Origin of the sequence: Marivibrio sp. (assembly GCF_040218065.1) — a bacterium.
In the GTDB taxonomy this organism is placed as follows: domain Bacteria; phylum Pseudomonadota; class Alphaproteobacteria; order UBA8366; family Aestuariispiraceae; genus Marivibrio.
This window is the reverse complement of sequence record NZ_JAVJQE010000008.1, coordinates 409,058-431,755: the sequence shown is the minus strand read 5'-3', so window position 1 is coordinate 431,755 and position 22,698 is coordinate 409,058. Positions and strand designations below refer to the sequence as shown.

At 67.4% G+C, this 22,698-nt stretch carries 22 protein-coding genes; 5 read left to right on the top strand and 17 right to left on the bottom strand.

Translation table 11 applies throughout. From position 1 onward, the window contains the following. The first annotated feature begins 211 nt into the window (after positions 1 to 211). On the top strand, positions 212 to 835 hold the full coding sequence (locus RIB45_RS08345; RefSeq protein ID WP_350049788.1) for a DUF2062 domain-containing protein: 624 nt from the start codon (positions 212 to 214) through the stop codon (positions 833 to 835). Here RIB45_RS08345 and RIB45_RS08340 read toward each other — a convergent pair. From RIB45_RS08340 to RIB45_RS08290, 11 genes are all read right to left on the bottom strand, one after another. Next, complete coding sequence (locus tag RIB45_RS08340; protein ID WP_350049787.1) at positions 787 to 2,103, bottom strand: MFS transporter; 1,317 nt, start codon at positions 2,101 to 2,103, stop codon at positions 787 to 789. The genes RIB45_RS08345 and RIB45_RS08340 overlap by 49 nt on opposite strands. 158 nt (positions 2,104 to 2,261) lie before the next feature. After that, positions 2,262 to 2,681 (bottom strand): SufE family protein, encoded by a 420-nt coding sequence (locus tag RIB45_RS08335; protein ID WP_350049786.1) that lies wholly within the window; start codon positions 2,679 to 2,681, stop codon positions 2,262 to 2,264. A gap of 75 nt (positions 2,682 to 2,756) precedes the next feature. Beyond that, complete coding sequence (locus RIB45_RS08330) at positions 2,757 to 3,353, bottom strand: dimethylsulfonioproprionate lyase family protein (RefSeq protein ID WP_350049785.1); 597 nt, start codon at positions 3,351 to 3,353, stop codon at positions 2,757 to 2,759. Positions 3,354 to 3,427: 74 nt separating this feature from the next. After that, a complete protein-coding gene (locus RIB45_RS08325; RefSeq protein WP_350049784.1) occupies positions 3,428 to 4,258 on the bottom strand; it encodes a phytanoyl-CoA dioxygenase family protein in 831 nt (276 codons plus the stop codon). 178 nt (positions 4,259 to 4,436) lie between these two features. Beyond that, positions 4,437 to 5,243 carry a phytanoyl-CoA dioxygenase family protein gene (locus tag RIB45_RS08320; RefSeq protein WP_350049783.1) on the bottom strand — a complete coding sequence of 269 codons (807 nt, stop codon included), beginning with the start codon at positions 5,241 to 5,243 and terminating at the stop codon, positions 4,437 to 4,439. Between the two features lie 252 nt (positions 5,244 to 5,495). Beyond that, positions 5,496 to 6,008, bottom strand: a complete 513-nt coding sequence (locus RIB45_RS08315) for a PAS domain-containing protein (RefSeq protein WP_350049782.1) — start codon at positions 6,006 to 6,008, stop codon at positions 5,496 to 5,498. Positions 6,009 to 6,107: 99 nt separating this feature from the next. Beyond that, positions 6,108 to 9,713 carry a hydantoinase B/oxoprolinase family protein gene (locus RIB45_RS08310; RefSeq protein ID WP_350049874.1) on the bottom strand — a complete coding sequence of 1,202 codons (3,606 nt, stop codon included), beginning with the start codon at positions 9,711 to 9,713 and terminating at the stop codon, positions 6,108 to 6,110. A 148-nt stretch (positions 9,714 to 9,861) separates the two neighbouring features. Next, positions 9,862 to 10,179 carry an AzlD family protein gene (locus RIB45_RS08305; RefSeq protein ID WP_350049781.1) on the bottom strand — a complete coding sequence of 106 codons (318 nt, stop codon included), beginning with the start codon at positions 10,177 to 10,179 and terminating at the stop codon, positions 9,862 to 9,864. Next, complete coding sequence (locus RIB45_RS08300; protein WP_350049780.1) at positions 10,169 to 10,915, bottom strand: AzlC family ABC transporter permease; 747 nt, start codon at positions 10,913 to 10,915, stop codon at positions 10,169 to 10,171. Before RIB45_RS08300 ends, RIB45_RS08305 begins: the two co-directional genes overlap by 11 nt. Positions 10,916 to 10,988: 73 nt before the next feature. Beyond that, positions 10,989 to 11,726 carry a hypothetical protein gene (locus RIB45_RS08295; protein ID WP_350049778.1) on the bottom strand — a complete coding sequence of 246 codons (738 nt, stop codon included), beginning with the start codon at positions 11,724 to 11,726 and terminating at the stop codon, positions 10,989 to 10,991. Continuing rightward, complete coding sequence (locus RIB45_RS08290; protein ID WP_350049777.1) at positions 11,723 to 12,109, bottom strand: hypothetical protein; 387 nt, start codon at positions 12,107 to 12,109, stop codon at positions 11,723 to 11,725. The genes RIB45_RS08295 and RIB45_RS08290 overlap by 4 nt, the downstream gene beginning before the upstream one ends. A gap of 123 nt (positions 12,110 to 12,232) precedes the next feature. Here RIB45_RS08290 and RIB45_RS08285 point away from each other — a divergent pair, with 123 nt between their 5' ends. Then, positions 12,233 to 13,243, top strand: a complete 1,011-nt coding sequence (locus RIB45_RS08285) for a DUF3179 domain-containing protein (RefSeq protein WP_350049776.1) — start codon at positions 12,233 to 12,235, stop codon at positions 13,241 to 13,243. A gap of 84 nt (positions 13,244 to 13,327) precedes the next feature. On the opposite strand, the gene RIB45_RS08280 is transcribed toward RIB45_RS08285, so the two are convergent. Beyond that, positions 13,328 to 13,534 (bottom strand): cold-shock protein, encoded by a 207-nt coding sequence (locus RIB45_RS08280; protein WP_350049775.1) that lies wholly within the window; start codon positions 13,532 to 13,534, stop codon positions 13,328 to 13,330. A 286-nt stretch (positions 13,535 to 13,820) separates the two neighbouring features. Between RIB45_RS08280 and RIB45_RS08275 the strand changes: the two genes are divergently transcribed. The 3 genes from RIB45_RS08275 to RIB45_RS08265 all read left to right on the top strand — a co-directional run bounded on the left by RIB45_RS08275 (position 13,821) and on the right by RIB45_RS08265 (position 17,713). Further along, positions 13,821 to 14,957 carry a trimethyllysine dioxygenase gene (locus RIB45_RS08275; RefSeq protein WP_350049774.1) on the top strand — a complete coding sequence of 379 codons (1,137 nt, stop codon included), beginning with the start codon at positions 13,821 to 13,823 and terminating at the stop codon, positions 14,955 to 14,957. Between the two features lie 84 nt (positions 14,958 to 15,041). After that, positions 15,042 to 16,541 carry a CoA-acylating methylmalonate-semialdehyde dehydrogenase gene (locus RIB45_RS08270; protein WP_350049773.1) on the top strand — a complete coding sequence of 500 codons (1,500 nt, stop codon included), beginning with the start codon at positions 15,042 to 15,044 and terminating at the stop codon, positions 16,539 to 16,541. 161 nt (positions 16,542 to 16,702) lie between these two features. Beyond that, positions 16,703 to 17,713, top strand: a complete 1,011-nt coding sequence (locus RIB45_RS08265) for a hypothetical protein (protein WP_350049772.1) — start codon at positions 16,703 to 16,705, stop codon at positions 17,711 to 17,713. Here the strand turns inward: RIB45_RS08265 and RIB45_RS08260 are convergent. The 5 genes from RIB45_RS08260 to RIB45_RS08240 all read right to left on the bottom strand — a co-directional run bounded on the left by RIB45_RS08260 (position 17,710) and on the right by RIB45_RS08240 (position 22,621). Next, the gene (locus RIB45_RS08260) at positions 17,710 to 18,255 is read right to left on the bottom strand and encodes a CDP-alcohol phosphatidyltransferase family protein (RefSeq protein ID WP_350049771.1); all 546 of its coding nucleotides are present in this window, start codon (positions 18,253 to 18,255) and stop codon (positions 17,710 to 17,712) included. The genes RIB45_RS08265 and RIB45_RS08260 overlap by 4 nt on opposite strands. Positions 18,256 to 18,351: 96 nt before the next feature. Beyond that, a complete protein-coding gene (locus RIB45_RS08255) occupies positions 18,352 to 19,110 on the bottom strand; it encodes a glycerophosphodiester phosphodiesterase family protein (RefSeq protein ID WP_350049770.1) in 759 nt (252 codons plus the stop codon). After that, on the bottom strand, positions 19,107 to 20,696 hold the full coding sequence (locus RIB45_RS08250; protein ID WP_350049769.1) for an alkaline phosphatase family protein: 1,590 nt from the start codon (positions 20,694 to 20,696) through the stop codon (positions 19,107 to 19,109). The genes RIB45_RS08255 and RIB45_RS08250 overlap by 4 nt, the downstream gene beginning before the upstream one ends. 74 nt (positions 20,697 to 20,770) lie before the next feature. Continuing rightward, on the bottom strand, positions 20,771 to 21,754 hold the full coding sequence (locus RIB45_RS08245; RefSeq protein ID WP_350049768.1) for a calcium/sodium antiporter: 984 nt from the start codon (positions 21,752 to 21,754) through the stop codon (positions 20,771 to 20,773). Between the two features lie 144 nt (positions 21,755 to 21,898). Continuing rightward, the gene (locus tag RIB45_RS08240; RefSeq protein ID WP_350049767.1) at positions 21,899 to 22,621 is read right to left on the bottom strand and encodes a TetR/AcrR family transcriptional regulator; all 723 of its coding nucleotides are present in this window, start codon (positions 22,619 to 22,621) and stop codon (positions 21,899 to 21,901) included. Positions 22,622 to 22,698 lie beyond the last annotated feature (77 nt).

Genomic DNA, 22,698 nt, shown 5'->3' with positions numbered 1-22,698 from the left:
ATGTCAGGCGCTTGCGGCGCCTATTTAGTTCCATATGGAACCAATAAGCGCTTCGCCGGTCAAGATCATATCGCCCCTCGCCGGCCCGGTCACGTCGTCGACCGCTTCCTTGACGTGGCGCGAGGAAGCCCTTCATTCAATGTTCAGATTTATCCGGTATCTATCGCGCGCGTCGCCGATCCGGCGCGACGCTCGGTCGAACAGAGTTCCCATGGCCCGTCCGCACGAGAAGAAGGCGACCCTCGGTTGGCTCAACCGGCTGCTGCGCTATCGCTTGGTGGTTCCGATCCATCGCAATCGCCAGGACCCGCGCCCGGCCGCGCGGGGCGTGGCGGTCGGGCTGTTCTTCGCCCTCACGCCGACGGTGGGCGTACAGCTGCCGCTGCTCGGCTTGTTCTGGGCGACGATGCGCTGGCTTCGGCCGGGTTGGCGCTTCAATCTGCTGGTGGCGGGGGCCTGGGTCTGGGTCACCAACATCCTGACGATCCCCGTCGTCTATTACGTGTTCCTGGTGACCGGCCGACTGATGATGGGCGTCGAGCGTCCGTTCGGCGGGTTCGACGCGTTTCGCGCGCACATGGAAGCGTTGCTGACGGCCGATACAGGCTTTCTCCAGTCGCTTTACCTGACCACGATGGAGATATTCCATGAGTATGGCGAGCCGTTATTCCTCGGATGTCTGCCTTGGGCGATCGGCTCGGCCTGGCTCGGCTATCGCTGGTCGCTGGCGGTCTTGAAGCGGCTGCACGCCCGCCATCGCCGCAGGCTGGAGGAGCGTTTCGCCCGTCAGCTCCGCGGGGTCGAGGGCTCCGAGCCTCCCTCCCCGCCGGCGTGAGGCCCGACGACGTCGCCGACCGTCAATTTGTCGAGATCCTCCTCGCTGCGCGGATCGAGAACGAAGACCTGCGGCGTCGAGCGCTCAGCCGGCACGAAGACGCCCTGCTCGGCCGCCGGGACCGCCGCCCGTCGCGTCATCCGGAACAGCGCGTAGAGCAACAAAAGCCCGTGCACGCCGGCGGTGAAGACGAACAGGCTCGCGGGTCCGAAAAGCCGGATCAGCTCGCCCGCGGCCGGCGGGCCGACCACCGCCCCCATCGCATAGGCCACCAGCAGCGCCGCCCCCGCTTCGACGAAATCGCTTGGGGCCAAGTGATCGTTCATATGGGCCACGCACAGGGAATAGAGCGGCATGGCGAGCCCGCCGAAGAAGCCGACCGCCGCGAACAGCATCCAGCCCCCGAGTTCCGCCGTCAGCACCGCGGCCAGCGCCAACCCGCTGAGTCCGGCCAAGCCCGCGGCGATTGTAAGCACCAGACGGCGATCGAAGAAATCGGACAGGCGCCCGATCGGCAACTGCAACACCGCCCCGCCGACGACGGCCGCCGACATGAAGCTCGCCACCCCGACGCTGTCTAGCCCCACGTCCAACGCCACCTTCGCGCCGAGCCCCCAGAAGGCGCCCAACGCCGCGCCGACCAATACGCAGCCCATCATGCCGAGCGGCGAGGCCTTGAAGAAATAGACGAGGCGCACCCGCCCGGCGGCGACCGGGCCGGGCTGCACCCCTTTGGTCAGGCCGACCGGCACGAGGCTGAGCGCGATCAGAATCGTGACGGCCGAGAACAGCTCGAACCCCGCCGGATCCGCCAAGGGCAGCAGGAACTGGCCGCCGGTCACCGCCGCCAGATCGACGATGCGGTAGATCGACAGGACGCGTCCGCGGTTCTCGTTGGTGGAGAGCTCGTTGACCCAGCTCTCGATGACGACGTAGAGGCCGGCGAAGCACAGCCCCGTCACCGCGCGCAGCGCCGTCCAGGCCCACGGATCGACGACCAGCGCATGGGCGCTGGCGGTCGCCGCCACGACGGCAGCAAAGACGGCGAAGGAGCGAATGTGACCGACGCGCCGCACCAGCGGCACGGCGATCAGGCAGCCGACGCCGAAACTGGCGAAATAGGCCGCCGCGATGACGCCCAGTTCGCCGCCCGTGAATCCTTCGAGCGTCGCGCGCACGGCGATCAGCGTCGGCAACAGCCCGTTGCCCAGCGACAAGATCGCGAGCGACAGAAAAAGCGCGCCGAAACTGACGAAGACGGTGATCACGTGACCGAAACCCTGAAGCTGATCCTCAGCCCGACGCTATGCCGTCCCGCCGACCCACGCAAATAGACGGGCCGGGCGGGCGGTCCCGAACGCCGCGTCGCCCCGTCGGAAACGACGCGCGCTCTGGGCGACGCGGACGTCGCCCCGGGTTCGATCCGTCAGGCGGTCTCGGCCGCGACGCCCTTGATGCGGTCGACCATGGCGACGAAGCCGTTGCGGCGGTTCGGGGACAGGTGATTGGACAGGCCCAGCCTGCCCAACGTCTCGACCGCGTCAGTCTCCAGGATTTCGGCGGGTCGGCGGTCGTTGTAGAGCTCAAGCAGGATGGCGATCAGCCCTTTGACGATGAAGGCGTCGCTGTCGGCGCGGAAATGCAGGCGCGTGTCGCCGCCCTCCTCGACCACGTCATGGGCGAGCCAGACCTGTGACATGCAGCCCTTGACCTTGGCCTCGTCGGTCTTCTCGGCCTCAGGCATCGGCTCCAGCTTCTTGCCCAGATCGATGACGTAGGCGTAGCGGTCCTCCCAATCGTCGAAGAGGGAGAAATTCTCGACCAGTTCGTCGACCGTCATGGCCATGGCGGCGCCTCCAGCTTTGCTAATTCGTCCGCGGATGCGGATATAGGCCCTACCCGCCGGTGGGGAAAGGGCGGGTCAGCCGCCCGTCGCGTCCTCCGGATCGACAAGGCGATAGCCTTCCGCGCCCGCGGCGCACCCCGCGCCTCGCCAGACGTAGAGCGCCAGCAGCGGCTGCGGGCGGGTTTCGATCGCATGCGCCTCCTCCGACGCATGACGCCGAAGCGCGCCTGGCCCCTCCGGCTTTCCCTCGATCGCGCCGCCGCGCCCCCACCATGCGGCGCCGGCCAGCGTCAGATAGAGCTCGGCCGCCCGGTGCACGTGCCAAGGATAGAGCGTCCGCGGGCCTTGCAGATGCAGGCCGATCCGAAGCCGGTCGCACGGGACCGGCGCCGTCGGCCCCACGATCTCCGCCCAGGCGACCTTCCCGGCGACCGCCCAGCCCAATTCAGAGGCCGCCGGCCGTCGCCAGATCAGCCGATCGGAAAGCGCGCCGACGGACCCGACAAGGTCCGCCGTCGCCGGCCCGCCCAGCCCCAAAACCGGACGCAGGAAGGCGGTCGCCGGCTCGCGCCGCCCGCCGGAGATACGCGGACCGGTGCGCGGGCGGGCGCGCGTGAGGCCGTCGATCGCCTCGGCGATTTCCAGCCCGCTGCGCCCTGCACGGGCGCGCATGTGGGCGGCGACGATGTCGAGAAACGGTTGATGCGCATCGTCCCTATCGGGTCGCGCCGGTCGGCGCGGGCCGTTCACGCCGCGCCCCCGGCGCGTTGCGGCCAGACCTGCGGCGTCATCGGGTTGTCCAGCGGCGCGTCGACCGCCTGACCCTGCTCGATAAGGAACTGCGTCGTCTCCTCAGTCCAGGGGCCGCGCGGGCGGAAGCGAACGTCCTGATCGCCGTAGCGCAAACTGAGCCGGCGGATCGTCCGGTCCAGGGGCCGCCGCCCGGCCGTCGCGCCGTGCACGGTGCGCAGATCGAAGACCAGACAATCGCCCGGCGTCGTATCCCAGGCGAGGCGCCGGTCGTCGAACCTCGGATCGTCGAAGTCGGGGGCGCGCGCATAGTCCGGTCCCACGCCGACGAACGGCGCGTCCAGCTTGAAGTTCTTCGGCTGCAGCAGCCCCATGTCTCGATGCGAGCCGCGGATGAACGTCAGCCCCTCATCGGCGCTTGAGGCTTCGAGCGGGATCCATACAGCGCACATCCGCCCGCCGTCGAAATCGAAATACGGCTCGTCGTGATGCCAGGGGGCGCCGTTCTCGGCCCCGGCCTCGCGCAGGAACCAGTTGTCCATCAGAAGCGTCAGCCGTTCGGCCTGCAGCAATTGGGCGACCAGCTGCGGGACGACCCCCGTTTGGGCCGCCTCCGCGATGGCCGGATTGTCCGGCCACATCCAGTAGCTGAAGAGATAGCGCGCCGGCGACCCGTCGGGGGTCTGATCGCGAAAGAAGCGGCCGGGCGAAGCGCGGTCCGCCTCGATCCCGTCGGAGATGAGATTCAGCGTCGCGTCCGGGATCGCCCCGGCGAGCTTCACCACCCCGTCGCGATCGTAGGCCCGGCGCGTTGCGTCATCGATCATACGTCGGATGCTAGGAGCGCAAGCGGCGCGCGACAAGAGGAGCGACGCGGAGGCGTCAACCCGCCCCCCTTCTCCTCCTAGACGGGAGAGGCGCGGCGCGAAGGCGGGGCGGCCGTCAGGCTCTCGGAACAGGGGCCTCGGCGCTTTTCCGCCAGGGCGATCTCCCGTCCGTAACCGATCACGCGCCCCGCGGCCAGAGCACCGGAAACCAATCCTCGCGCAGCCGTTGGCCGGCGATCATGCCGTGGCCCGGAAAGGGCGGCGAGGTGCGGCCGGGCCGTTCGGCGTAGCGCACGTCGTCGCCGACCCAACGCATGGAGAAAGCGCGGCGGCGACTCTGGCTCAGATTGCCGGGCGCGCCGTGGGCGGTGCGGAAATCGAACAGGATCGCGTCGCCCGGCTGCATCTCCCAGCTCAGCAGATCGAAATCCTCCGTCGCCGGGTCCGGGACCGGGCGGTAGAGCGCCGGATCGGGGTAGAAGTCGCTGTCGTCGAGCCAGCGCACAGGCGTGACCATCTTCTCCCACAGATGCGAGCCTTTGATGAACTGCGGACAGGTCGCGCTCGCCACCGGATCGACCGGGATCCAGAAGCTGACCGTCCGGCGCCCGTCGACGAAGTAGTAGGGGATGTCCTGATGCCAGGGGGTGGGCTTGGCCGTGCCCGGCTCCTTCACCAGCACGTGGTCGTGGAAGAATTGGGCGGTTTCGGAGCCCATGATTTCGGCGGCGATCTCGGCCGCCGGGCTCGTCTCGATCACCTCCACAAATTCGGGAATGCGCCGCCAGTTGCAATAGTCGTCGAAGAAGCGCCCCGGCTCGCCCGGCTTCAGGTTCTCGGCCGCGAATTCGCCCGGCTCCGCCATGTTGCGGTCGATTCCGGCGGCGATGGTCTCGACATGGGACGCGAAGACGCCGCGCAGCAGCACGGCCCCGTCGCGCGCGAAGGCGTCCTTGGTCGCTTGGTCGATCTCGATCACGCTCATGAGGCGGATGCTAAGACGCGCCGGGTCCGGGCCGCAAGAGGGAGTGCGGCCGCGAAGGACGGATCGGACCTTCGAACTTCATGGGGCGTCCCCTGCACTTGCAAAGAGCGTCGGCCAGGACGTGTTCCGGACCCACGGCGTCACGCGAAAGACGGCGCCCGTCGCGGGTCCCCCGGGACAAGCCCGGGGCGACGAAGTCTTCGCTCTTCATGAGGGAAGCGGACGTCCCGGCGGTCGATCCGCCTTCGGCCCTCACCCCGCCCCCAACACCTCCCGCGCGATCTCTGTGCGCACGGCCTCGCCAACCTCGGCGATGATCGGCTGGACCGGACCGCTCTGGGAATAATCGAACACCTGGCTGACAAGCACGAAGCCGACGACGCCGGGATCCTCATCCCGGGCGAAAGGCAGCATCAGGCGCCGCGTGTCCAACGTCCGGCCTCGATCCCATTGGAACCGGCTGTGCGAGAAGACGCAGGCCTGCGTGCGCACGCACTGGTCGAAAAGGCTGCGGATGAAGGCGTGGTAGTCGCCGGTCATGATGTCGGACAGCCGCTCGCCCGTGTAGTCGCGCCCCCAGGCTTCGACCATATCGGTGCCGACGACGCGGAAGAAATAGTCGTCAGGCTCCACCTCGGCGAAGATCAGGGTGGACATCGCCTTGGGCGCGTCGACGGGGTCGAAGGCCGAGCGTGCAGGCGCGCCCCCGCCCTCGGGACGCTGGGAGAGCCACAACTCGTACAATTGCTTTTGACGCGCCTCCAACAAAGGCCTGCCTCCGCGTCGCGACCCCCGATCCGGGCGGTAGGCCCGCTCTAAGCGTCAAGATAGAGCGCGGACGCCCGATTGGCCAGATCAGCGACCCTACGCCTTGCCGAAGCCGCCTCCCGTCGGCGTCTGCAGGACGAAGACGTCGCCCGGCTTCACCGTGCGCCGGTCGGCGTTGGTCATCTCGTCGACCGAGCCGTCGGTGCGCTCCACCCAGTTGCGCCCGGCCTCGCCGTCCTCGCCGCCCTCAAGGCCGAAGGGCGGCACGCGCCGGCGGTTCGCCAGGATGACGACCTCCATCTCCTCTAGGAACTTCAGCCGGCGCAGCGTGCCGTCGCCGCCCTTGTGCTTGCCTTTCCCGCCCGAGCCCTCGCGGATCTCGAAGCTCTCCAGCCGCACGGGGAAGCGCCATTCCAGCACCTCTGGGTCGGTCAGGCGGGAGTTGGTCATATGCGTGTGCACGCCCGCCGTCCCGTCGAAGTCGGGTCCGGCGCCGGAGCCGCCGCACACCGTCTCGTAATACTGATAGGTCTCGTTGCCGAAGGTGGTGTTGTTCATCGTGCCCTGGGCGCCCGCCAGCACCCCGAGCGCGCCGTAGATGGCGTCGGTCACGACCTGGCTGGTCTCGACATTGCCGGCGACGACGGCCGCCGGATAGACCGGATTGAGCATCGAGCCTTCGGGGATGACGATGTCGATCGGTTTCAGGCACCCTTCGTTCATCGGGATCTCGTCCTCCACCAACGTGCGGAAGACGTAGAGCACCGCCGCCCGGCAGATCGCGCTGGGCGCGTTGAAGTTGCTCTCCAGCTGATCGCTGGTCCCGGTGAAGTCGACCTTGGCCTGGCGCTTGTCCTTGTCGATGGAGACGGCGACCTTGATCACCGCGCCGTCGTCCATCTCGTAGGAGAATTCGCCGGGCTTGAGGACGTCGATCACGCGGCGGACGCTCTCCTCCGCATTGTCCTGAACGTGGCCCATATAGGCGAGCACGGTGTCGAGGCCGAAGCTCTCCACCATCTTGTTGAGTTCCTTGACGCCCTTCTCGTTGGCGGCGATCTGGGCTTCCAGATCGGCCAGGTTCTGCTCCGGATTGCGGGCCGGATACGCGCCGCTCGAGAGCAGATCAAAGAGCGCGTCGCGCCGGAACTCCCCCTGATCGACCAGCTTGAAATTGTCGATCAGCACGCCCTCCTCATCGACCGTCTTGGAGTTCGACGGCATCGAGCCGGGCGTGATGCCGCCGATGTCGGCCTGGTGCCCGCGGCTGCCGACGTAGAACAGGATCTTCTCCCCCGCCTCGTCGAAAACAGGCGTGATGACCGTGACGTCGGGCAGGTGCGTGCCGCCGTTATAGGGCGCGTTCAGGACGTAGACGTCGCCCTTCTTGATCGCGCCCTCATTGTTGCGGATGACGGCGCGCACGCTCTCGCCCATGGAGCCCAGATGCACCGGCATGTGGGGCGCGTTGGCGACCAGGCCGCCCTCGCTGTCGAAGATCGCGCACGAGAAGTCCAACCGCTCCTTGATGTTCACCGAAAAGGCGGTGTTCTGCAGCGTGAAGCCCATCTGCTCGGCGATCGACATGAAGAGGTTGTTGAAGACCTCCAGCATCACCGGGTCGCTTTCGGTGCCGATGGCGTGGGTGCGCGCAAGCTCTTCCACCCGCGTCAGCACCAGATTGCCGATGGCGGTCATCTCCGCCTCCCAGCCGGGTTCGACGACGTTTGTGCCGGTCTTCTCGGCGATGATGGCAGGGCCTTTCACCTTGGCCCCGGCGGGCAGCGCGTCGCGCTCGAAGATCGGCGTCTCGCGCCGCTCGCCCGCCATGTGGATGTCGAGGCGCGCGGTCGCCTCCGGCGTCTCGCCGGCCTCGCCCGTCTCGTCCTCGGCCAGATCGAAGGTCTTGCCGACGGCCTCGACGGCCGCGTTGGCGGCGATCATGGTCTTGCCCTCCATGACGAAGCCGAAGCGCGCGCGATACTCGGCCTCGAAGGCCTCGATCATCTCGTCCTTGGCGCCGTAGGGAACCTCCAACGGCGTGTCGGAGCCGTCGTAGCGGATGTGGACGCGGCGATGGACGGCGATCTTCTCCTCCGGCACCTCCTGGTCGGTCAGTTCGCGATGCGACTCCTCGGCCATCTCGTCGAGCGCCCGGTCGAGCTCGCCGCTCTCCAGCGCCTCGCCAAGCTCCTTCTCGATCGAGCGTTCGCGCAACGAGCGCACGTCCGCCAATCCCATGCCGTAGGCCGACAGCACGCCCGCGAACGGGTGCAGCAGCACCCGCTTCATGCCCAAGGCGTCGGCCACCAGGCAGGCGTGCTGGCCGCCGGCGCCGCCGAAGCTGACCAGCGTGTAGTCGCTGACGTCGTAGCCGCGCTGGACCGAGATCTTCTTGATGGCGTTCGCCATATTCTCGACCGCGATCTTAAGGAAGCCTTCGGCCACCTCTTCCGGGCTGCGATCGTCGCCGGTCGCCTCGCGGATCTCTTTCGACAGCGCATCGAACTTCTCGGCGACGGCGTCGACGTCCAGCGGCTGATCCTGATTCGGCCCGAAGACCGCCGGGAAGAAGTCCGGCTGCAGCTTGCCCAACATGACGTTGCAGTCCGTGACCGCCAGCGGTCCGCCGCGGCGGTAGCAGGCGGGGCCGGGGTCGGCGCCCGCGCTTTCCGGACCGACGCGATAGCGCGCGCCGTCGAACTGACAGATCGAGCCGCCGCCGGCGGCGACCGTGTGGATCTGCATCATCGGCGCGCGCATGCGCACGCCGGCGACCAACGTCTCGAAGGCGCGCTCAAGCTCGCCGTTATAATGGGCGACGTCGGTCGAGGTGCCCCCCATGTCGAAGGTGATGAGCTTGTCGAAGCCGGCCTGTTCGCTGGTCTTGACCGCACCGACGATGCCGCCCGCGGGGCCTGAAAGGATCGCGTCCTTGCCTTGGAACAGCCGCGCGTCGGTCAGTCCCCCGTTCGATTGCATGAATTGCAGACGCACGTCGCCCAGCTCGCCCGCCACCTGATCGACATAGCGCCGCAGGATGGGAGAGAGGTAGGCGTCGACCACGGTCGTGTCGCCGCGCCCGACCAGCTTGATCAAAGGGCTGGTCTCATGACTGACGGAGATTTGCGTGAAGCCGATCTCGCGCGCGCGCTCGGCGATCTTCTTCTCGTGATCCGGATAGCGGTAGCCGTGCATGCACAGGATCGCGACCGCGCGGATCCCGTCGTCATAGGCGTCCTGCAAGCGCGGGCTCAGGTCGTCGAGGTCGAGCGGCTCGACCGTCTCTCCCTGCGCGTCCACCCGTTCGACGACCTCCTCGACCCGCTCGTACAGCAACTCCGGCAACTTGATATGCCGGTCGAACAGCCGGGGGCGCGCCTGATAGCCGATGCGCAAGGCGTCGCGGAACCCCTTGGTGACGACGAGGAGCGTGCGATCCCCTTTCCGCTCCAACAGGGCGTTGGTCGCGACCGTCGTCCCCATCTTGACCGCGTCGAGATCGTCTTCCGGGATCGGGTCGTCCGCGCCAAGCGCCAACAGATCGCGCACGCCCTGGACGGCCGCGTCGCCATAGGCCTCCGGATTCTCGGACAGCAGCTTGTGGGTGGAAAGCCGCCCGTCCGGCGCGCGGGCCACCAGATCCGTGAAGGTGCCGCCCCGGTCGATCCAGAACTGCCAGCCGTCGCGCTGGTCGGCCATGTCGGTCAGGCCGGCGACGGCGCCGGCGTCTTTTTGGTCGCTCATCAGCTTAGAATCTCTCAAACAGTGAAGGGGCCGCGGACTCGCGTGCTTCCTAAAGAGTGCGGCGGGCGAGCCGAGAGTTCAACGCCCTGCTGCCGCGCGCGCCCTAACCGAGCAGCGCGCGCAGGGCGACCACCGCGCCAACGCCGATGACCGCGGCCGCCAATGTCGGCAGCTTCCAGGCGGCCAGCACCGTCGCCGCGGCGGCGATCGTCTCGGCCGGGCCCGTCGCGAAGGCCATGGGGGCGACCAGGCTGGTCAGCACCGCCGGCGGCACGCCCTCGAGCGCCGCGGCGAGCCGCCCGCGCACCGCGAAACGGCCCACCGCCAGATAGCCCGCGAAGCGGGTCGCCAACGTCACCAGCGCCATGCCCGCGATGGCGGCGAGGTTCAGAGGATCGATCGCGAAGAGATCAGCCGGCATGGGCCGCCTCCCGCTCGGCTTGCGCCTTCAGCCCGGCGGGGTCGAGGGCGGCCGCGACCGTCCCCGCGGCCGCGCCCAGGAAGACGTACCAGACCCCCGGCAACGCGAGATAACCGAGCGTCGCGGCGAGCGCCGCCGCGATCACCGGCGGCGCCGACGGCCGGCCGCGCCACAATCCCACCGTCAGACACAGGAACATCGCGGTGAACACGAAGTCCGCCCCGAAGCGCGCCGGATCCGTCACCAACCCGCCGAACAGATTTCCGATCACCCCGCCGATCGGCCATTGGATGTAAAAGGGGACGATCATGCCCAGCACATAGGCGCTCGTCAGGCCAGGCCCGCGCGTCGCGCGCTTCAGGCCGACAGCCCAGCTCTCATCGGCGTGGATGGCGATGTAGAACAGCCGGACGGGCTTCGGCAGATGCATAAGATGCGGGGCCAACGCCGCCCCCATCAGCAAGTGCCGGGCGTTCACCAGCAGACAGGCCGCGACGATGGCGGCGACCGGCGCCGGGGTCGTCCACATGTCGACCGCGATGAACTGCGCGCCGCCGGCGAAGACCAGCGCGCTCATCAATCCGGTCTCAACCGCGCTCAGCCCCTTCTGCGCGGCCAGCGCGCCGTAGAGCAGGGCGAAGGGAACCGCGCCCAGCAGCAAGGGCAGGATGTCCAGGAAGCCGCGGCGGGCTTCGAGGAAGGCGTCGTGCGGGGGTCGGGGCGCGGGCGTGGTCATGGGGGAGGGAATAGCCGATCCGCCCCGTCGGCGCTTGCAGATTTGTGCGCGGCCGCAAGCCGCCCCGGCCCCGTCAGGCGCTTGTCGGTTTGTCCGGCGGCGCGAGCGCGTCGAGCAACTTCTGCGCCGCAGCCTTGGCTTCCGGCGTTTTCGCGGTCTCGATGAACTCGAGCAACGCCTGCGGATCGATCGCGCCGCCCCTGAGGGCCGGCCGCTCTTGCACGGAATCGAGCCCCACCTTCGGCAGCACGGCGTTCGCCACCCGGTCCAGCGCCTGATACAGGAAATCGACATTGAACCCGGCCAGGAAGGCGAGCGCGGCGGAGAGCAAGTTCACCCTCGCCCCGTCGTCATAAACGTTCTCCGCCATCAGCAGCACCGCGCCCCCGGCGATCACGCCCAGCAGGATGCGGCTCAAATACTCCTGCTTGCGCAGGCGAGAGAAGGTGCGCGCCGCCAGATGTTTGTGACAGGTGCGCAACAGATGGACGCACGCCCCCAGGCCGCCGTAGACGAAGGGCGAGACGTGGACGACCAGCGCGTCCCAGATGGTTTTCGCGTCGCCGCCGGCGATCCGCCCGTCAAGGCCTGTCATCGTGCGGTACATCTGCGCGGCGAGCACGCACAGCAGAAAGATCGCGGTGATCGCCCACAGCATCTTCGACCAGCGATAGCCGTCGCCCGTGCCGCCCTCGTCTGCAGGCAGGCTGTCGCGCAGGATTTCGGCCGTGACCGGCGCCATGATCCGGCCGAGCTGAAGCTGGGCCGCCTGATAGAGGGCGGCGGTGTTGGGCGGGGCGACGCCGTTCATGACTTCGCCTCCGTCTCGTCGCTCGGCGTTTTTTGCGCGGGCTCCACGCCCGTCGACTTCATCACCAAGCCCGCCGCCTCTTCCAACGGTGTCTGCGTCATGACCGACGTTAGCTCCGCATAGTCCTTTTCGATGGCGGTCGCGTCTTCCGCCTCGGCCGCGGCGCCGCCGGCCGCCACGAACTCGATCCGGGCGCGTACGAGCGCCAAGTCGGCGATCAGGCGTTCCGGAATCGCCTCGCCCTGCGTCAGGCCGAAGGCCAGCAGACGCTCCGTCGCCTGGAAGGCCGCATAGTCGATGCCGAGACGACGCGCCGCCTCCGCCCGTTCGACGGCGGTTCCGCGCCCCGCGCGCGCCGGCGCCTGGTCGTCAACCTGGGCCATCGTCTCCCCTCTTCGACGCCGATCCGAATCCGGCGGCGAGTTTAGGTATGACGCCCTTTAAAATCGATATTTTTATTTATTGCTATTTTAGGACGATCCGCCTCACGACGCTTTGATTGGCGGGTGATCGCAACGCCGGCCATCCTGTACGGCGTCATGATGATGCGCCCGCTCCTCGCCGCCGTCCTTCTCGTCGCCCTGTCGACGGGCCCCGCCGCCGCCTCGCCCGAGGCGTGGAAGCACGCTTGGCCGCACACCGATTTCACCCGACACAGCGTCCCCTTCACGGAGATTCGCTCCGGCGGGCCGCCGAAGGACGGCATCCCGCCGATCGACCAACCGCGCTTCGAAGCGGCGGGCGAGATCGACGATCTGGCCGCGACGGAGCCGGTGATCGGCGTCGCGATCGACGGCGATTGGCGCGCCTATCCGCTGCGCGTCCTGATGTGGCATGAGATCGTCAACGACCGCGTCGGCGGCGCGCCGATCGCCGTCACCTTCTGTCCGCTATGCAACGCGGCGATCGTCTTCGACCGGCGGCTGCCGGACGGGACGGTCCTGGATTTCGGCACGACCGGCAAACTGCGCCATTCGGATCTGGTGATGTACGACCGCCAGACCGAGAGCTGGTGGCAGCAGTTCCTGGGCGAGGCGATCGTGGGCGAGATGACCGGGGCCGAGCTCGAGATCCTGCCCTCGCGCCTGGAGAGCCTCGCCGCCTTTCGGGCGCGCGCGCCGGCCGACGCAAAGATCCTGGTTCCAAACGACGCCGACTTTCGGCGCTACGGTCACAACCCCTACAAGGGCTATGACAGCCTCGCGCGGCCGTTCCTCTATCACGGGGAGACGCCGCCGGGACTCGAGCCGCTGGCGCGCGTCGTCTCGCTGCAGGACAAGAGCCGCGCCTGGTCGCTGGATCTGTTGCGCGCGCGCGGGCGGATCGAGACGCCGGAGGGCGTCATCCTGACCTGGACGCCGGGCCAGAACTCGGCCCTCGATACGGCGGAGATCGCGAAGGGCCGCGACGTCGGCAACGTGGTCGCGACCGAGGACGGGCGCGACGTCCCTTATTTCGTCGACTTCGCCTTCGCCTTCCACGCCTTCCACCCGGACGCGCCGATCGTCACGGACTGACGCGGACGCGAAAACCCCGCGCCGGGAAGGCGCGGGGTTCGTCGTGTCGGGACCCGCCGAAGCGGGTCCGATCAGCCGATCAGCTTAGAGGAAGCTGACGTTCTCGGCCGAGGTGCGGCCGTCGCGGCCGGGCTCGACGTCGAACTGGACCTTCTGCCCTTCGGCCGGGGCGGAAAGCCCGGCGCGCTCGATGGCGCTGATGTGAAGGAAGACGTCCTTGGAGCCGTCCTGCGGCTCGATGAAGCCGAAGCCTTTGGTCGCGTTAAACCATTTCACGGTGCCGGTGGCCATGATCCGTGTCTCCTATTTATGCGCCGCGCGCGGAATGCCGCGGCGTTGGCTCGTCGGTCAAATCAAGAAGGACCGGCAGCCTTAGGAGACGGACAGTTCTTTATCTGAGATCGATAGCGAAGCCTGGATGCGCCTTTATCGCGCCCGATGCAAGCGAATTCGACAGGCCTCGCCCGCGGGTCAAGGCTGGGCGGGTCGGCGTCGGCTTGCGCGGACGCCCGCGCTTTGGGATGCTCGCCTCGCCTTTGCGGACAAATAGATCATCACAGTGCGGGAGAGCGTAGAGATGGCGGAGACGATCGCCTCGGCGTCGGTCGGTGCGGACGGGCGCGATGTGACGGTGCGTTGGGCGAGCGGCGGCGAGAGCCGGTTCCCGGCCGTGTGGCTGCGCGATCATTGCGAGACGCCGGAGTGCCTGCATCCCGAGACGCTGCAGCGCCTCGTCGACGTCTTCGACTTCGAGGAGCCGGTGCGCGCGACCCAGGCCGAACCGATCGACGGCGGCCGGACGCTGTCGGTCCGTTGGCGCGCCGAAGATCACGTGAGCCGCCTGTCGGCCGCCTTCCTGAACCGGATGGCCGAGGGGGCCGAGCGCCCGCCCGCGCGCACGCTGTGGGCCGAGCCGCTGGCCCCGGAGAGCGACCTGCCGAGCGTGCCCTATCAGGCCGTGATGGCCGGCGATCAGGGCCTCCAGGAATGGCTGGAAGGGGTCGAGCGGTACGGCTTCTGCCTGGTCGACGACGCCCCGGCCACGCCGGAGGCGACGCGCGACCTGGCCGAGCGCGTGGCCTATCTGCGTCAAACCATCTTCGGCGACTTTTGGGACGCCAGCGCGAACATGGAGCACGCCGACACCGCCTACACCACGCTGGCGATCACCCCGCATACGGATTCGACCTATTCGCACGACGCGCCCGGCCTGCAGATGTTCCACGTCGTCGAGTTCGACGGCGAGGGCGGCGAGAGCGTGCTGGTCGACGGATTCGCCATCGCCGAGGAGATCCGACGCGAGGACCCGGAGGCCTTCCGCACGCTGAGCACGGTCGAGGTCCCCGCCCGCTATCTCGAAGAGGGCGTGCATCTGGAGGCGCGCCGGCCGGTACTGCGCCTGGATTCCGCGGGGCGGCTGTTGCAAGTCAGCTTCAACCATCACGACCGCGCGCCCTTTCTGCTGCCGCCCGAGGAGCAGAAGGCCTTCTACCACGCCTACGGCCTGTTCCATCGCAAGGCGAACGAGCGCGGCCGGCAGCTGGTCTTCGGCCTGCGGCCGGGCCGAGTGCTGCTGTTCGACAACTGGCGCGCGCTGCACGGGCGGCTCGCCTACGCCGGACGGCGCCGCCTGTGCGGCGCCTATCACAACCGGGAAGATTTCGAGAGCAGGCTGCGCACGCTGCGCGAGAACGCCGCCCGCAAGGCGGCTTGAGGCGGCGGGTCGGGCGGCCTAAAACAGCGGCGCCTGACGACATCCTGTTCCAAAAATAACGCGTGCGAAGGAGCGCCTGTTTCCATGACCGAGACTCTCAAGCACTTCATCGGCGGCCGCCCGGTCGCGGGCGACAGCGGCCGCTTCGGCGACGTCTTCAACCCGGCGACGGGCGAAGTCAGCGCCAAGCTGCCCTACGCCTCGACCGAAGAGATCGATCGGGCGGTTGCGACCGCCAAGGCCGCGTCCGAGAAGTGGGGCGCGACGGCCGTGCCCAAGCGCGCCGCCGTGATCTTCAAGATGCGCGAACTGATGGTGGCCCGGCGCGACGAACTGGCCGAGGCGCTGTGCAAGGAACACGGCAAGACCAAGCCCGACGCGCTGGGCGAGATCCAGCGCGGCCTCGACGTGATCGAGTTCGCGGCCGGCATTCCGCACCTGATCAAGGGCGAGTTCAACAGCAACATCGGCGGCGGCATCGACCTCTATTCGATCCGCGAGCCGCTGGGCGTCGTGGGCGGGATCACGCCCTTCAACTTCCCGGTCATGATCCCGCTGTGGATGGGCGCGATGGCGATCGCCTGCGGCAACGCCTACCTCAACAAGCCGAGCGAGCGCTGCCCGTCGGCCCCCAACATGCTGGCCGAGATGTGGCTGGAGGCCGGTCTGCCCGAAGGCGTCTGGAACACGATCCACGGCGACAAGGAGGCGGTCGACGCCCTGCTGCATCACCCGGACGTGCCGGCGATCAGCTTCGTCGGCTCGACCCATGTAGGCGAGTACATCTACAATGAGGGCTGCCGCCACAATAAGCGCGTGCAGGCCTTCTGCGGCGCCAAGAACCACATGGTCATCATGCCGGACGCCGACATGGACCAGGCGGTCGACGCGCTGGTCGGGGCCGGCTACGGCTCCGCCGGGGAGCGCTGCATGGCGATCTCGGTCGCGGTGCCGGTCGGCGAGGAGACGAGCAAGCGTCTGGTCGAAAAGCTGACGCCGAAGGTCCAGGGCCTGACGCTCGGCCCGTGGAACGACGAGAGCGCCGACATCAACCCGCTGATCACTCGCCAGGCGAAGGAGCGCGTGGAGAGCCTGATCCAGCGCGGCGTGGACGAGGGCGCCGACCTCAAGGTCGACGGCCGCGGCGCCACGCTGCAGGGCTATGAGAACGGCTATTTCGTCGGCGGGACGCTGTTCGATCAGGTCAAGACCGACATGGAGATCTACAAGACCGAGATCTTCGGCCCCGTCCTCTCCGTCATGGCGCCGTCGAGCTATGACGAGGCGGTCGACATGATCAACGCCCACGAATACGGCAACGGCGTCGCGATCTTCACGCGCGACGGCGACGCGGCGCGCAACTTCACGGATCGCGTCGACGTCGGCATGATCGGCGTCAACGTGCCGATCCCGGTGCCGATGGCCTTCCACAATTTCGGCGGCGCGAAGCGCTCGAAATTCGGCGACACCCAGATGCACGGCCCGGAATCGATCCGCTTCTTCACCAAGATGAAGACGATCAGCTCCCGCTGGCCGTCCGGCATCAAGGACGGCTACCAACTGGCCTTCCCGACGAACGACTGACGCCTCGGCGACAACCCAAGGCCACGAGAAAGCCGCGCTCCCCGGAGCGCGGCTTTTTCATGCGCCTCCCGCCGCTCTTATGCATTCATAGGGTTGATTTCATAAATTTTATATTGCATTAGTTGTGTCGCATGATGAAACAGAAACGATAACTCAAAATTATGCGGAAGTTCTGCGCGCGATTTATTCTGATGATTGTCGACGCCAGCCCGCTTCATTTGGCGATCCTCGGCTTGCTTGTCGCGGCAATGGAGGCCGGGCTTCTGTTCGCCGCCGCGACTTATGAGAACACGCTCTTCATCCCTGAGGGGGTAGGCCTGCTTCAAAACTACGGGGTCTTCAGCAGTCTTTTTGGGGACGTTCTGATCCTGATGCTCGCGCGTCTGTGCTTCGCCCAGGTCGTTCTTCAATTAAATGGTAGGTCGAGCGGCTTCCAGGTGCGGCGACGCAGGTTGCGTGAGGAGTTGAGGGCACACCTCACTTTACAGACCCGGCTGCGCTTCGTGCTCTACTTCGCTTGCCTGGTAGGCTTCCTATTCGGCCTCTACAACATTGGAGTTCATCTGCTCGGCGATCCGAAGACGGTCTGGGCGGGCGACGGATTCTTCGACGAGAGCGCCAACCCTCTCGGGTTCGCCGCCAACCGGCTCAATGGGTTCATATCATGGGCTGTGGTCCTGCCTGTGGCGGCCTTCTTCTGCGCCGTCACTTTCTACATGTTCTATCGAATTGCTGATCAAGGCCCACGCGGCGGAGCCTTTTACGACGAGACGCATCCTGACGACTTCGGGGGCTTTTTTCCGATTGTCCGGGCGAAGGTCTTCTATTCGATCGGACTGAGCGTGGTCTTCTTCCAGATTGCAGCTCACGTGGTCACTTTCGATGCGAGCGCTCATCATTACGTGGTCATTGGGGCGGCGTCGCTCATGCTCCTGTTGGAGCAGATCTTCAGTTCAGGGTTCACAATCGATCGCATCAACATGATGCGGGACCGGCGCCTCCAGAGGCTCTCCCGTGCTGTAGCCCGCGGAGGTCTGTCAGAAACGGCGACCCTCTATTTCATGCGCGCCTACGCCGAGCACGGGTGCCGGAAACGCCAAGTCGAGCTCTACGGACAAGCGCTCCGGGTGGGCTCCATCGGCGCCGCCTTCTTGCTGCGGATCGCAACCTAGTCGTCCGGCAGCCTCAAATACGCATAAATACTAAGCCACCCAAAGATCAGCGCGCCAAAAGATGCCACGTGCACCGTGTTCAGCAAAAAGCGCTCCTGCACGATATCGCTCGCGTAGGGCTGTGAGAGGGAAGAAATTATGATTATATATAAGAAGTACCCGTGCCAATTTGTGAAGAATCTTGTTTCTTCAACCGATTTGATTTTCTTTATATAAATGAGGCGGGTAATATAAAGCACTACTTCGCGATAGAGTAACCCCCATGCGACCGCGCTGAACATTAAGCCGTGTTCCAGCAGCGCCAGAATTACCGCGATGTAGAAAGCTTTGTCCCCAAGGCTGTCCCATAACCTGCCGAAGACGCCTAACGTATCCCCGAGCCGTGCGATACGCCCGTCCGCAATGTCGGTCGCGAAAGCTAACAGGAAAATGGCGGCGGCGATCGGAGCGGCTTCGGTTGTCGGTTCATAGAAATGAAGAAACGCCAGACCGAGAGGCGCGCGACTCAAAGACAGCGCGTTCGCCAGGATTCTGGTTCGCATAATTTTGAGTTATGCGAGACATCTGACCACCTAAAGCCGCAATGCTGAGGCGCCAAGGTCTCAAATGCACGCTGGGGGAGCGCGGAGGACGCTTGGCTAGTCGGGGCGGCGGTCGCAGAAGAGCGTCGAGACGCCCTGTGAATATAGCGTGGCGCTCTGGGCGGCCTCATTCACCGTATAACACCGCACCGCCGCCCCGCTTTGCGTCACCTCTTCGGCGCGGCGTTTCGTGAGCCGTTTGGCGTTGCAGTGGAGGGCGGTCGCGCCGACGGCCTGCATCCGGGCGGCCCAATCGTCGGGGATGCGCTCGAACAGCGGGGCGTAGTCGTGGGCGGGGTGCGTCGAATGCGCCGCGCGCAGCGCGGCTTCGGAGAAGCTGGAGACGACCGGCGGGGGCAGGCTTTTTGGCCAGTCGGCGGCGAGTTGGGCGGCGACCGTTTCTCCGGTCTCCTCCTCATGCCCCTTTGCCGGCTTGATCTCGACATTGGCGCCGAGGCCGAGGCGGGTGAGCGCGGCCAGCGTCTCCGCCAAGGTCGGGATGCGCGCGCCGACGAACTGAGAGCCGAACCAGGACCCCGCGTCGAGGCGCTGGAGGTCGGCGGCCGCCGTCTCCGACACGCGGCCCTTGGCGCCGGTGGTGCGCTTAAGGCTTTCGTCGTGGATCACCATGGCGACGCCGTCGGCCGACAGCATCACGTCGAACTCGACCCACGTGAAGCCGGCGGCGGCCGCGGCCTCGAAGGCGGGAAGGGTGTTCTCGGGCGCTTCGGCGCTGAGGCCGCGGTGGGCGATCAGGCGGGGGACGTCGGCCCTTGGACGGAAGCGGCGAGGGTGAAAGCGCGGCGGTCCGCTCACAGCAGGCCCTCGAAGCGCTGGTCCGCGGTCTCCTTCGGACCGCCGTCGATGTGATAGTGGGTGAGCGTCTTCTCGTCCTGCGCCATGCGCCAGGTGAGCAAGCGCCCGCGCATCTCGGCGAGCGCAGGGGCGTAGGCGGGATCGTCGGCGACGTTTCGGCGCTGCTGCGGATCGGCCTCGAGATCGTAGAGCAGCGGCCGGAGCGCTTCGAAGTGGACGTATTTGAAACGCCCGTCAGTGATAAAGGCGAGGCCGCATTGGTCGCTCGTCAGGCCGAAGGCGTCCTCCGCCGCGCGGCCGATCGGATCGCCGAAGTCATATTCGACATGGGCGGCGTCGCGCCAGCGCGCGGGCGTCTGCCCCCACAGCCATCTGGAAAGCGGCAGACCCTGCATCTGGCGCGGGATCGGCGCGCCCAGCGCGTGCAGCACGGTGGGCGCGACGTCGACCGATTCCGTGAAGGCCTCGACCCGTCGGCCGCGGCCCGCCGCCGCCGCGTCCCGCGGGTCGCGGACGATCAGCGGCACGCGATAGCTCTCGTCGAAGAAGCCGGTCTTGGAGAGCATCCAATGGTCGCCCAGCTGCTCCCCATGGTCGGAGGTGAGCACGATCAGCGTCTCGTCATAGGCCCCGGTCGCGCGCAAATGGTCGAGGATGCGCCCGAGGCAGGCCTCCACCTCGTTGATCATGCCGTAATAGGTCGCGCGCAGCTGGGCGAGCTCCGCATCGGCCATCTCCGACGGGGGAACCTGACGGCCGACGAAGGCGCCCACGCCGGCGTTGGTCCCGCCGGCGCGCCCGTCGATCTTGTAGCGCAGGAAGGGGTGCGCCGCCGCCTCGGCTTCGGGCGCCTTGGCGCGCACGGGGGGCGGGGCGTCGCGCGGGTCGTAGCGCTCGTGATAGGGCGCGGGCGCGATGAAGGGCGGGTGCGGGCTGATGTAGCTGATGTGCGCGAACCAGCGGCGATCGGCCTGCGCCCTCAGATAGCGCAGCAGTTCGTCGGTGAGGAAGGCGGCGGGGCTGTCCTCGGCGCGAAAGCGCGCCGGCGCGGCGCAATAGGCGCGGCCCGCCGCCTCAACCTCGGCGAGCGCCTCGGACGTCGGGCGGAAAATGTCCCAGGGGCGCGCCGGCGGGGCGTAGCCCCTCGCCTTCAGCGCCGCGAACCAGGCGCCGAAATCGTCGTCCAGCCGGCAGACCCGCGTCATACCCGGCAGCACGCCCTCGTAACTGTCGAAGATCGGATCGCCCGGGTCCTTGCCGCGCGGGTCAGGCGAGATGTCGGTGTAGCCGAACAGCGCCGGATCATAGCCGAGGCGCCGCGCCTCCAGCGCCAGATTGGTGAAGCGGTCGTCCAACGGCGTCCCGTTGCGCAGACTGCGGTGGCGATGCAGGTAGGTTCCGGTGAAGAGCGAGGCGCGCGACGGCCCGCACGGGCAGGTCACCGCCCAGTGGTTGGCGAACAGCGTCGCGTCGGCGGCGAAGGCGTCGAGGATCGGCGTCTGCAGCTGCGGATGCCCGACGGCCGAAAGGCAGTCGGCGCGCCACTGGTCGAAGGTGACGAAGAGGACGTTTCGGATCGCGGGCATGGGAGCTCGACAGGCGGGAATGAGGGCGCAGTCGGAAGACTAGCACCCCGCAATGACGCTTTCGAGACCGCGCGCTAAAGGGCCGCCGGCGCCACGCGCCCGGCCATGCTGGCGATGTAGCCGACATAGGCGATCAGCAGCACCCAACCGCCCACGCGCCCGATTCGTTGACCGCGCAGCAGGAAGATCATCACCAGGAGCGAGGCCGCCAGCATCACCCACAAGTCGATCGCCTGGATGTCCGGCGCGATGGTCAGGGGCTTCACCATCGCGGTGATGCCCAGGATCGACAGCACGTTGAAGACGCACGACCCCATGACGTTGGCGATGGCGACATCCGTGTGCCGACGCAGCGCCGCGACGACGGTGGCGGCCAGTTCCGGCAGCGAGGTGCCCAGCGCCACCAGCGTCAGCCCGATGATGCTTTCCGGCACGCCAAGATCGGTCGCGATGCCGACCGCGCCGTCGACCAGCAGGTCGGCGCCGAAGACCAGCCCGCCGATGCCGAAAAGCGTCAGCGCCGCGATCGCCCAGGGGTTGCTCGGCACCTCGCCGACCTCTTCGACCTCCTTAGCGTGGACGTCGGCCTCGGCGCCGCCGTTCTTGGCCGCCGTCAGCTTCTTGTCGTGGAAGTAGGACCAGACCAACAGGACGAAGAGGGCCGCCAACATTACAGCGCCCTGCCAGCGCAAGATTTCGCCGGTCATGCCGAGGCCGACGAGCAGGATCGCCGTCCCGATCATCATGCCGGCGTCGCGGCGGGCCGCGCCCGCGTCGCAGGTCAACGGCCAGACGGCCGCGCCGACGCCGAGAATCAGCAAAAGGTTCGAGATGTTGGAGCCGACGACGTTGCCGATGGCGAGCGCGGCCTGATCCAGCAGCGCCGCCTGGACGGTGACCACCAGCTCCGGCGCGCTGGTGCCGAACCCGACCACGGTCAGGCCGATGACGGCCGGCGAGACGCCGATCTTCTTCGCCAGACCGATCGCCCCGCGTAGAGTCGCTTCGCCGGCGATGAACAACAACGCCAGCCCGACCGCCACAAAGATGAAATCCATAAGAATAGCGGACCCCGCCTCGGTTCGCCGCACTTCGGTTCGACATGCGGCCTTCCCCCGCCGCACTATCGAGAGATATGCGGGGAGATCAGGAATTTACAAGAGGGCGCGCCCCCGCATATCGCGACGCCCGCCGGTCGATCGTCACCCCTTCGCAGCCGCCCGCCAGAGGCGCGCCAGAAGCTCGGTCGTCGCCTCCGGGTCGGCGCGCAACCGCGCCAGCGCCGGATCCCGGCGGATGTGAATCTGAGCCAGGAACTCATCGACCATGCCGTCGAGCGCATAGGCGGCGTAAAGCGCCTCCTGCGCGCCGATCGGCGCGCCGACGGCGGCCCGCTGCGCCTGCATCGCGCGGGCGACGCGGCCGTTCCAATCCCGGTTCAGCGCATGGAAGACGCGCCGAAACGGACCGTCCCGCTCTCCGGCCTGGGTCAAGCAACGCATCAGACCCGCGTTCGCCGCGAATAGATCCACGTAACGGCGGGTCGCGGCGCGCACCCGCTGTTCGGAGCCGGGCGCGCCGTCGCGCACCTGGGCCAAGTGATCGCGCAGGAAGTGCGCGAACCCCTCCGCCGTCGCGGCCTCCAGCGCAGGACGGTCGGCGAAGTGAAGATAAACGGTGCCGTGCGCGACGCCCGCCGCTGCGGCCGCGGCGGGCATGGTCAGCGGCGCCCGGTCCGCATCGTTGAGCAAGCCAGCGGCGCCCGCCAAAATGCGAAGGCGCGTCCGCTCCGCCTTGCGCAGTCCGGCGTCCGAGGCCGCGGCGCCCAGCGCCTCCGGGTAGCAGACCCGTCCCGGCGCGACCCGAAAGGGCGAAGGCGGCGCCGTTAAGGCGGGGTCTTGCTTTTGAACGGCGTCGTTCGTCATGGCTGAAGCCTCTTGACCGCGCATCGGCGTTGCTCAAAACTGATAATGACATCATTATCAGTTTTTAGAAAGAGCGC

Bases quoted from the DNA above. Each gene is read 5' to 3' on its own strand.
- RIB45_RS08345 (WP_350049788.1), top strand. From the start codon at position 212: ATGGCCCGTCCGCACGAGAAGAAGGCGACCCTCGGTTGGCTCAACCGG.
- RIB45_RS08335 (WP_350049786.1), bottom strand. From the start codon at position 2,681: ATGGCCATGACGGTCGACGAACTGGTCGAGAATTTCTCCCTCTTCGAC.
- RIB45_RS08330 (WP_350049785.1), bottom strand. From the start codon at position 3,353: ATGCGCGCCCGTGCAGGGCGCAGCGGGCTGGAAATCGCCGAGGCGATC.
- RIB45_RS08325 (WP_350049784.1), bottom strand. From the start codon at position 4,258: ATGATCGATGACGCAACGCGCCGGGCCTACGATCGCGACGGGGTGGTG.
- RIB45_RS08320 (WP_350049783.1), bottom strand. From the start codon at position 5,243: ATGAGCGTGATCGAGATCGACCAAGCGACCAAGGACGCCTTCGCGCGC.
- RIB45_RS08310 (WP_350049874.1), bottom strand. From the start codon at position 9,713: ATGGCCGACCAGCGCGACGGCTGGCAGTTCTGGATCGACCGGGGCGGC.
- RIB45_RS08305 (WP_350049781.1), bottom strand. From the start codon at position 10,179: ATGCCGGCTGATCTCTTCGCGATCGATCCTCTGAACCTCGCCGCCATC.
- RIB45_RS08300 (WP_350049780.1), bottom strand. From the start codon at position 10,915: ATGACCACGCCCGCGCCCCGACCCCCGCACGACGCCTTCCTCGAAGCC.
- RIB45_RS08295 (WP_350049778.1), bottom strand. From the start codon at position 11,726: ATGAACGGCGTCGCCCCGCCCAACACCGCCGCCCTCTATCAGGCGGCC.
- RIB45_RS08290 (WP_350049777.1), bottom strand. From the start codon at position 12,109: ATGGCCCAGGTTGACGACCAGGCGCCGGCGCGCGCGGGGCGCGGAACC.
- RIB45_RS08280 (WP_350049775.1), bottom strand. From the start codon at position 13,534: ATGGCCACCGGCACCGTGAAATGGTTTAACGCGACCAAAGGCTTCGGC.
- RIB45_RS08275 (WP_350049774.1), top strand. From the start codon at position 13,821: ATGGCGGAGACGATCGCCTCGGCGTCGGTCGGTGCGGACGGGCGCGAT.
- RIB45_RS08270 (WP_350049773.1), top strand. From the start codon at position 15,042: ATGACCGAGACTCTCAAGCACTTCATCGGCGGCCGCCCGGTCGCGGGC.
- RIB45_RS08265 (WP_350049772.1), top strand. From the start codon at position 16,703: ATGCGGAAGTTCTGCGCGCGATTTATTCTGATGATTGTCGACGCCAGC.
- RIB45_RS08260 (WP_350049771.1), bottom strand. From the start codon at position 18,255: ATGCGAACCAGAATCCTGGCGAACGCGCTGTCTTTGAGTCGCGCGCCT.
- RIB45_RS08250 (WP_350049769.1), bottom strand. From the start codon at position 20,696: ATGCCCGCGATCCGAAACGTCCTCTTCGTCACCTTCGACCAGTGGCGC.
- RIB45_RS08245 (WP_350049768.1), bottom strand. From the start codon at position 21,754: ATGGATTTCATCTTTGTGGCGGTCGGGCTGGCGTTGTTGTTCATCGCC.
- RIB45_RS08240 (WP_350049767.1), bottom strand. From the start codon at position 22,621: ATGACGAACGACGCCGTTCAAAAGCAAGACCCCGCCTTAACGGCGCCG.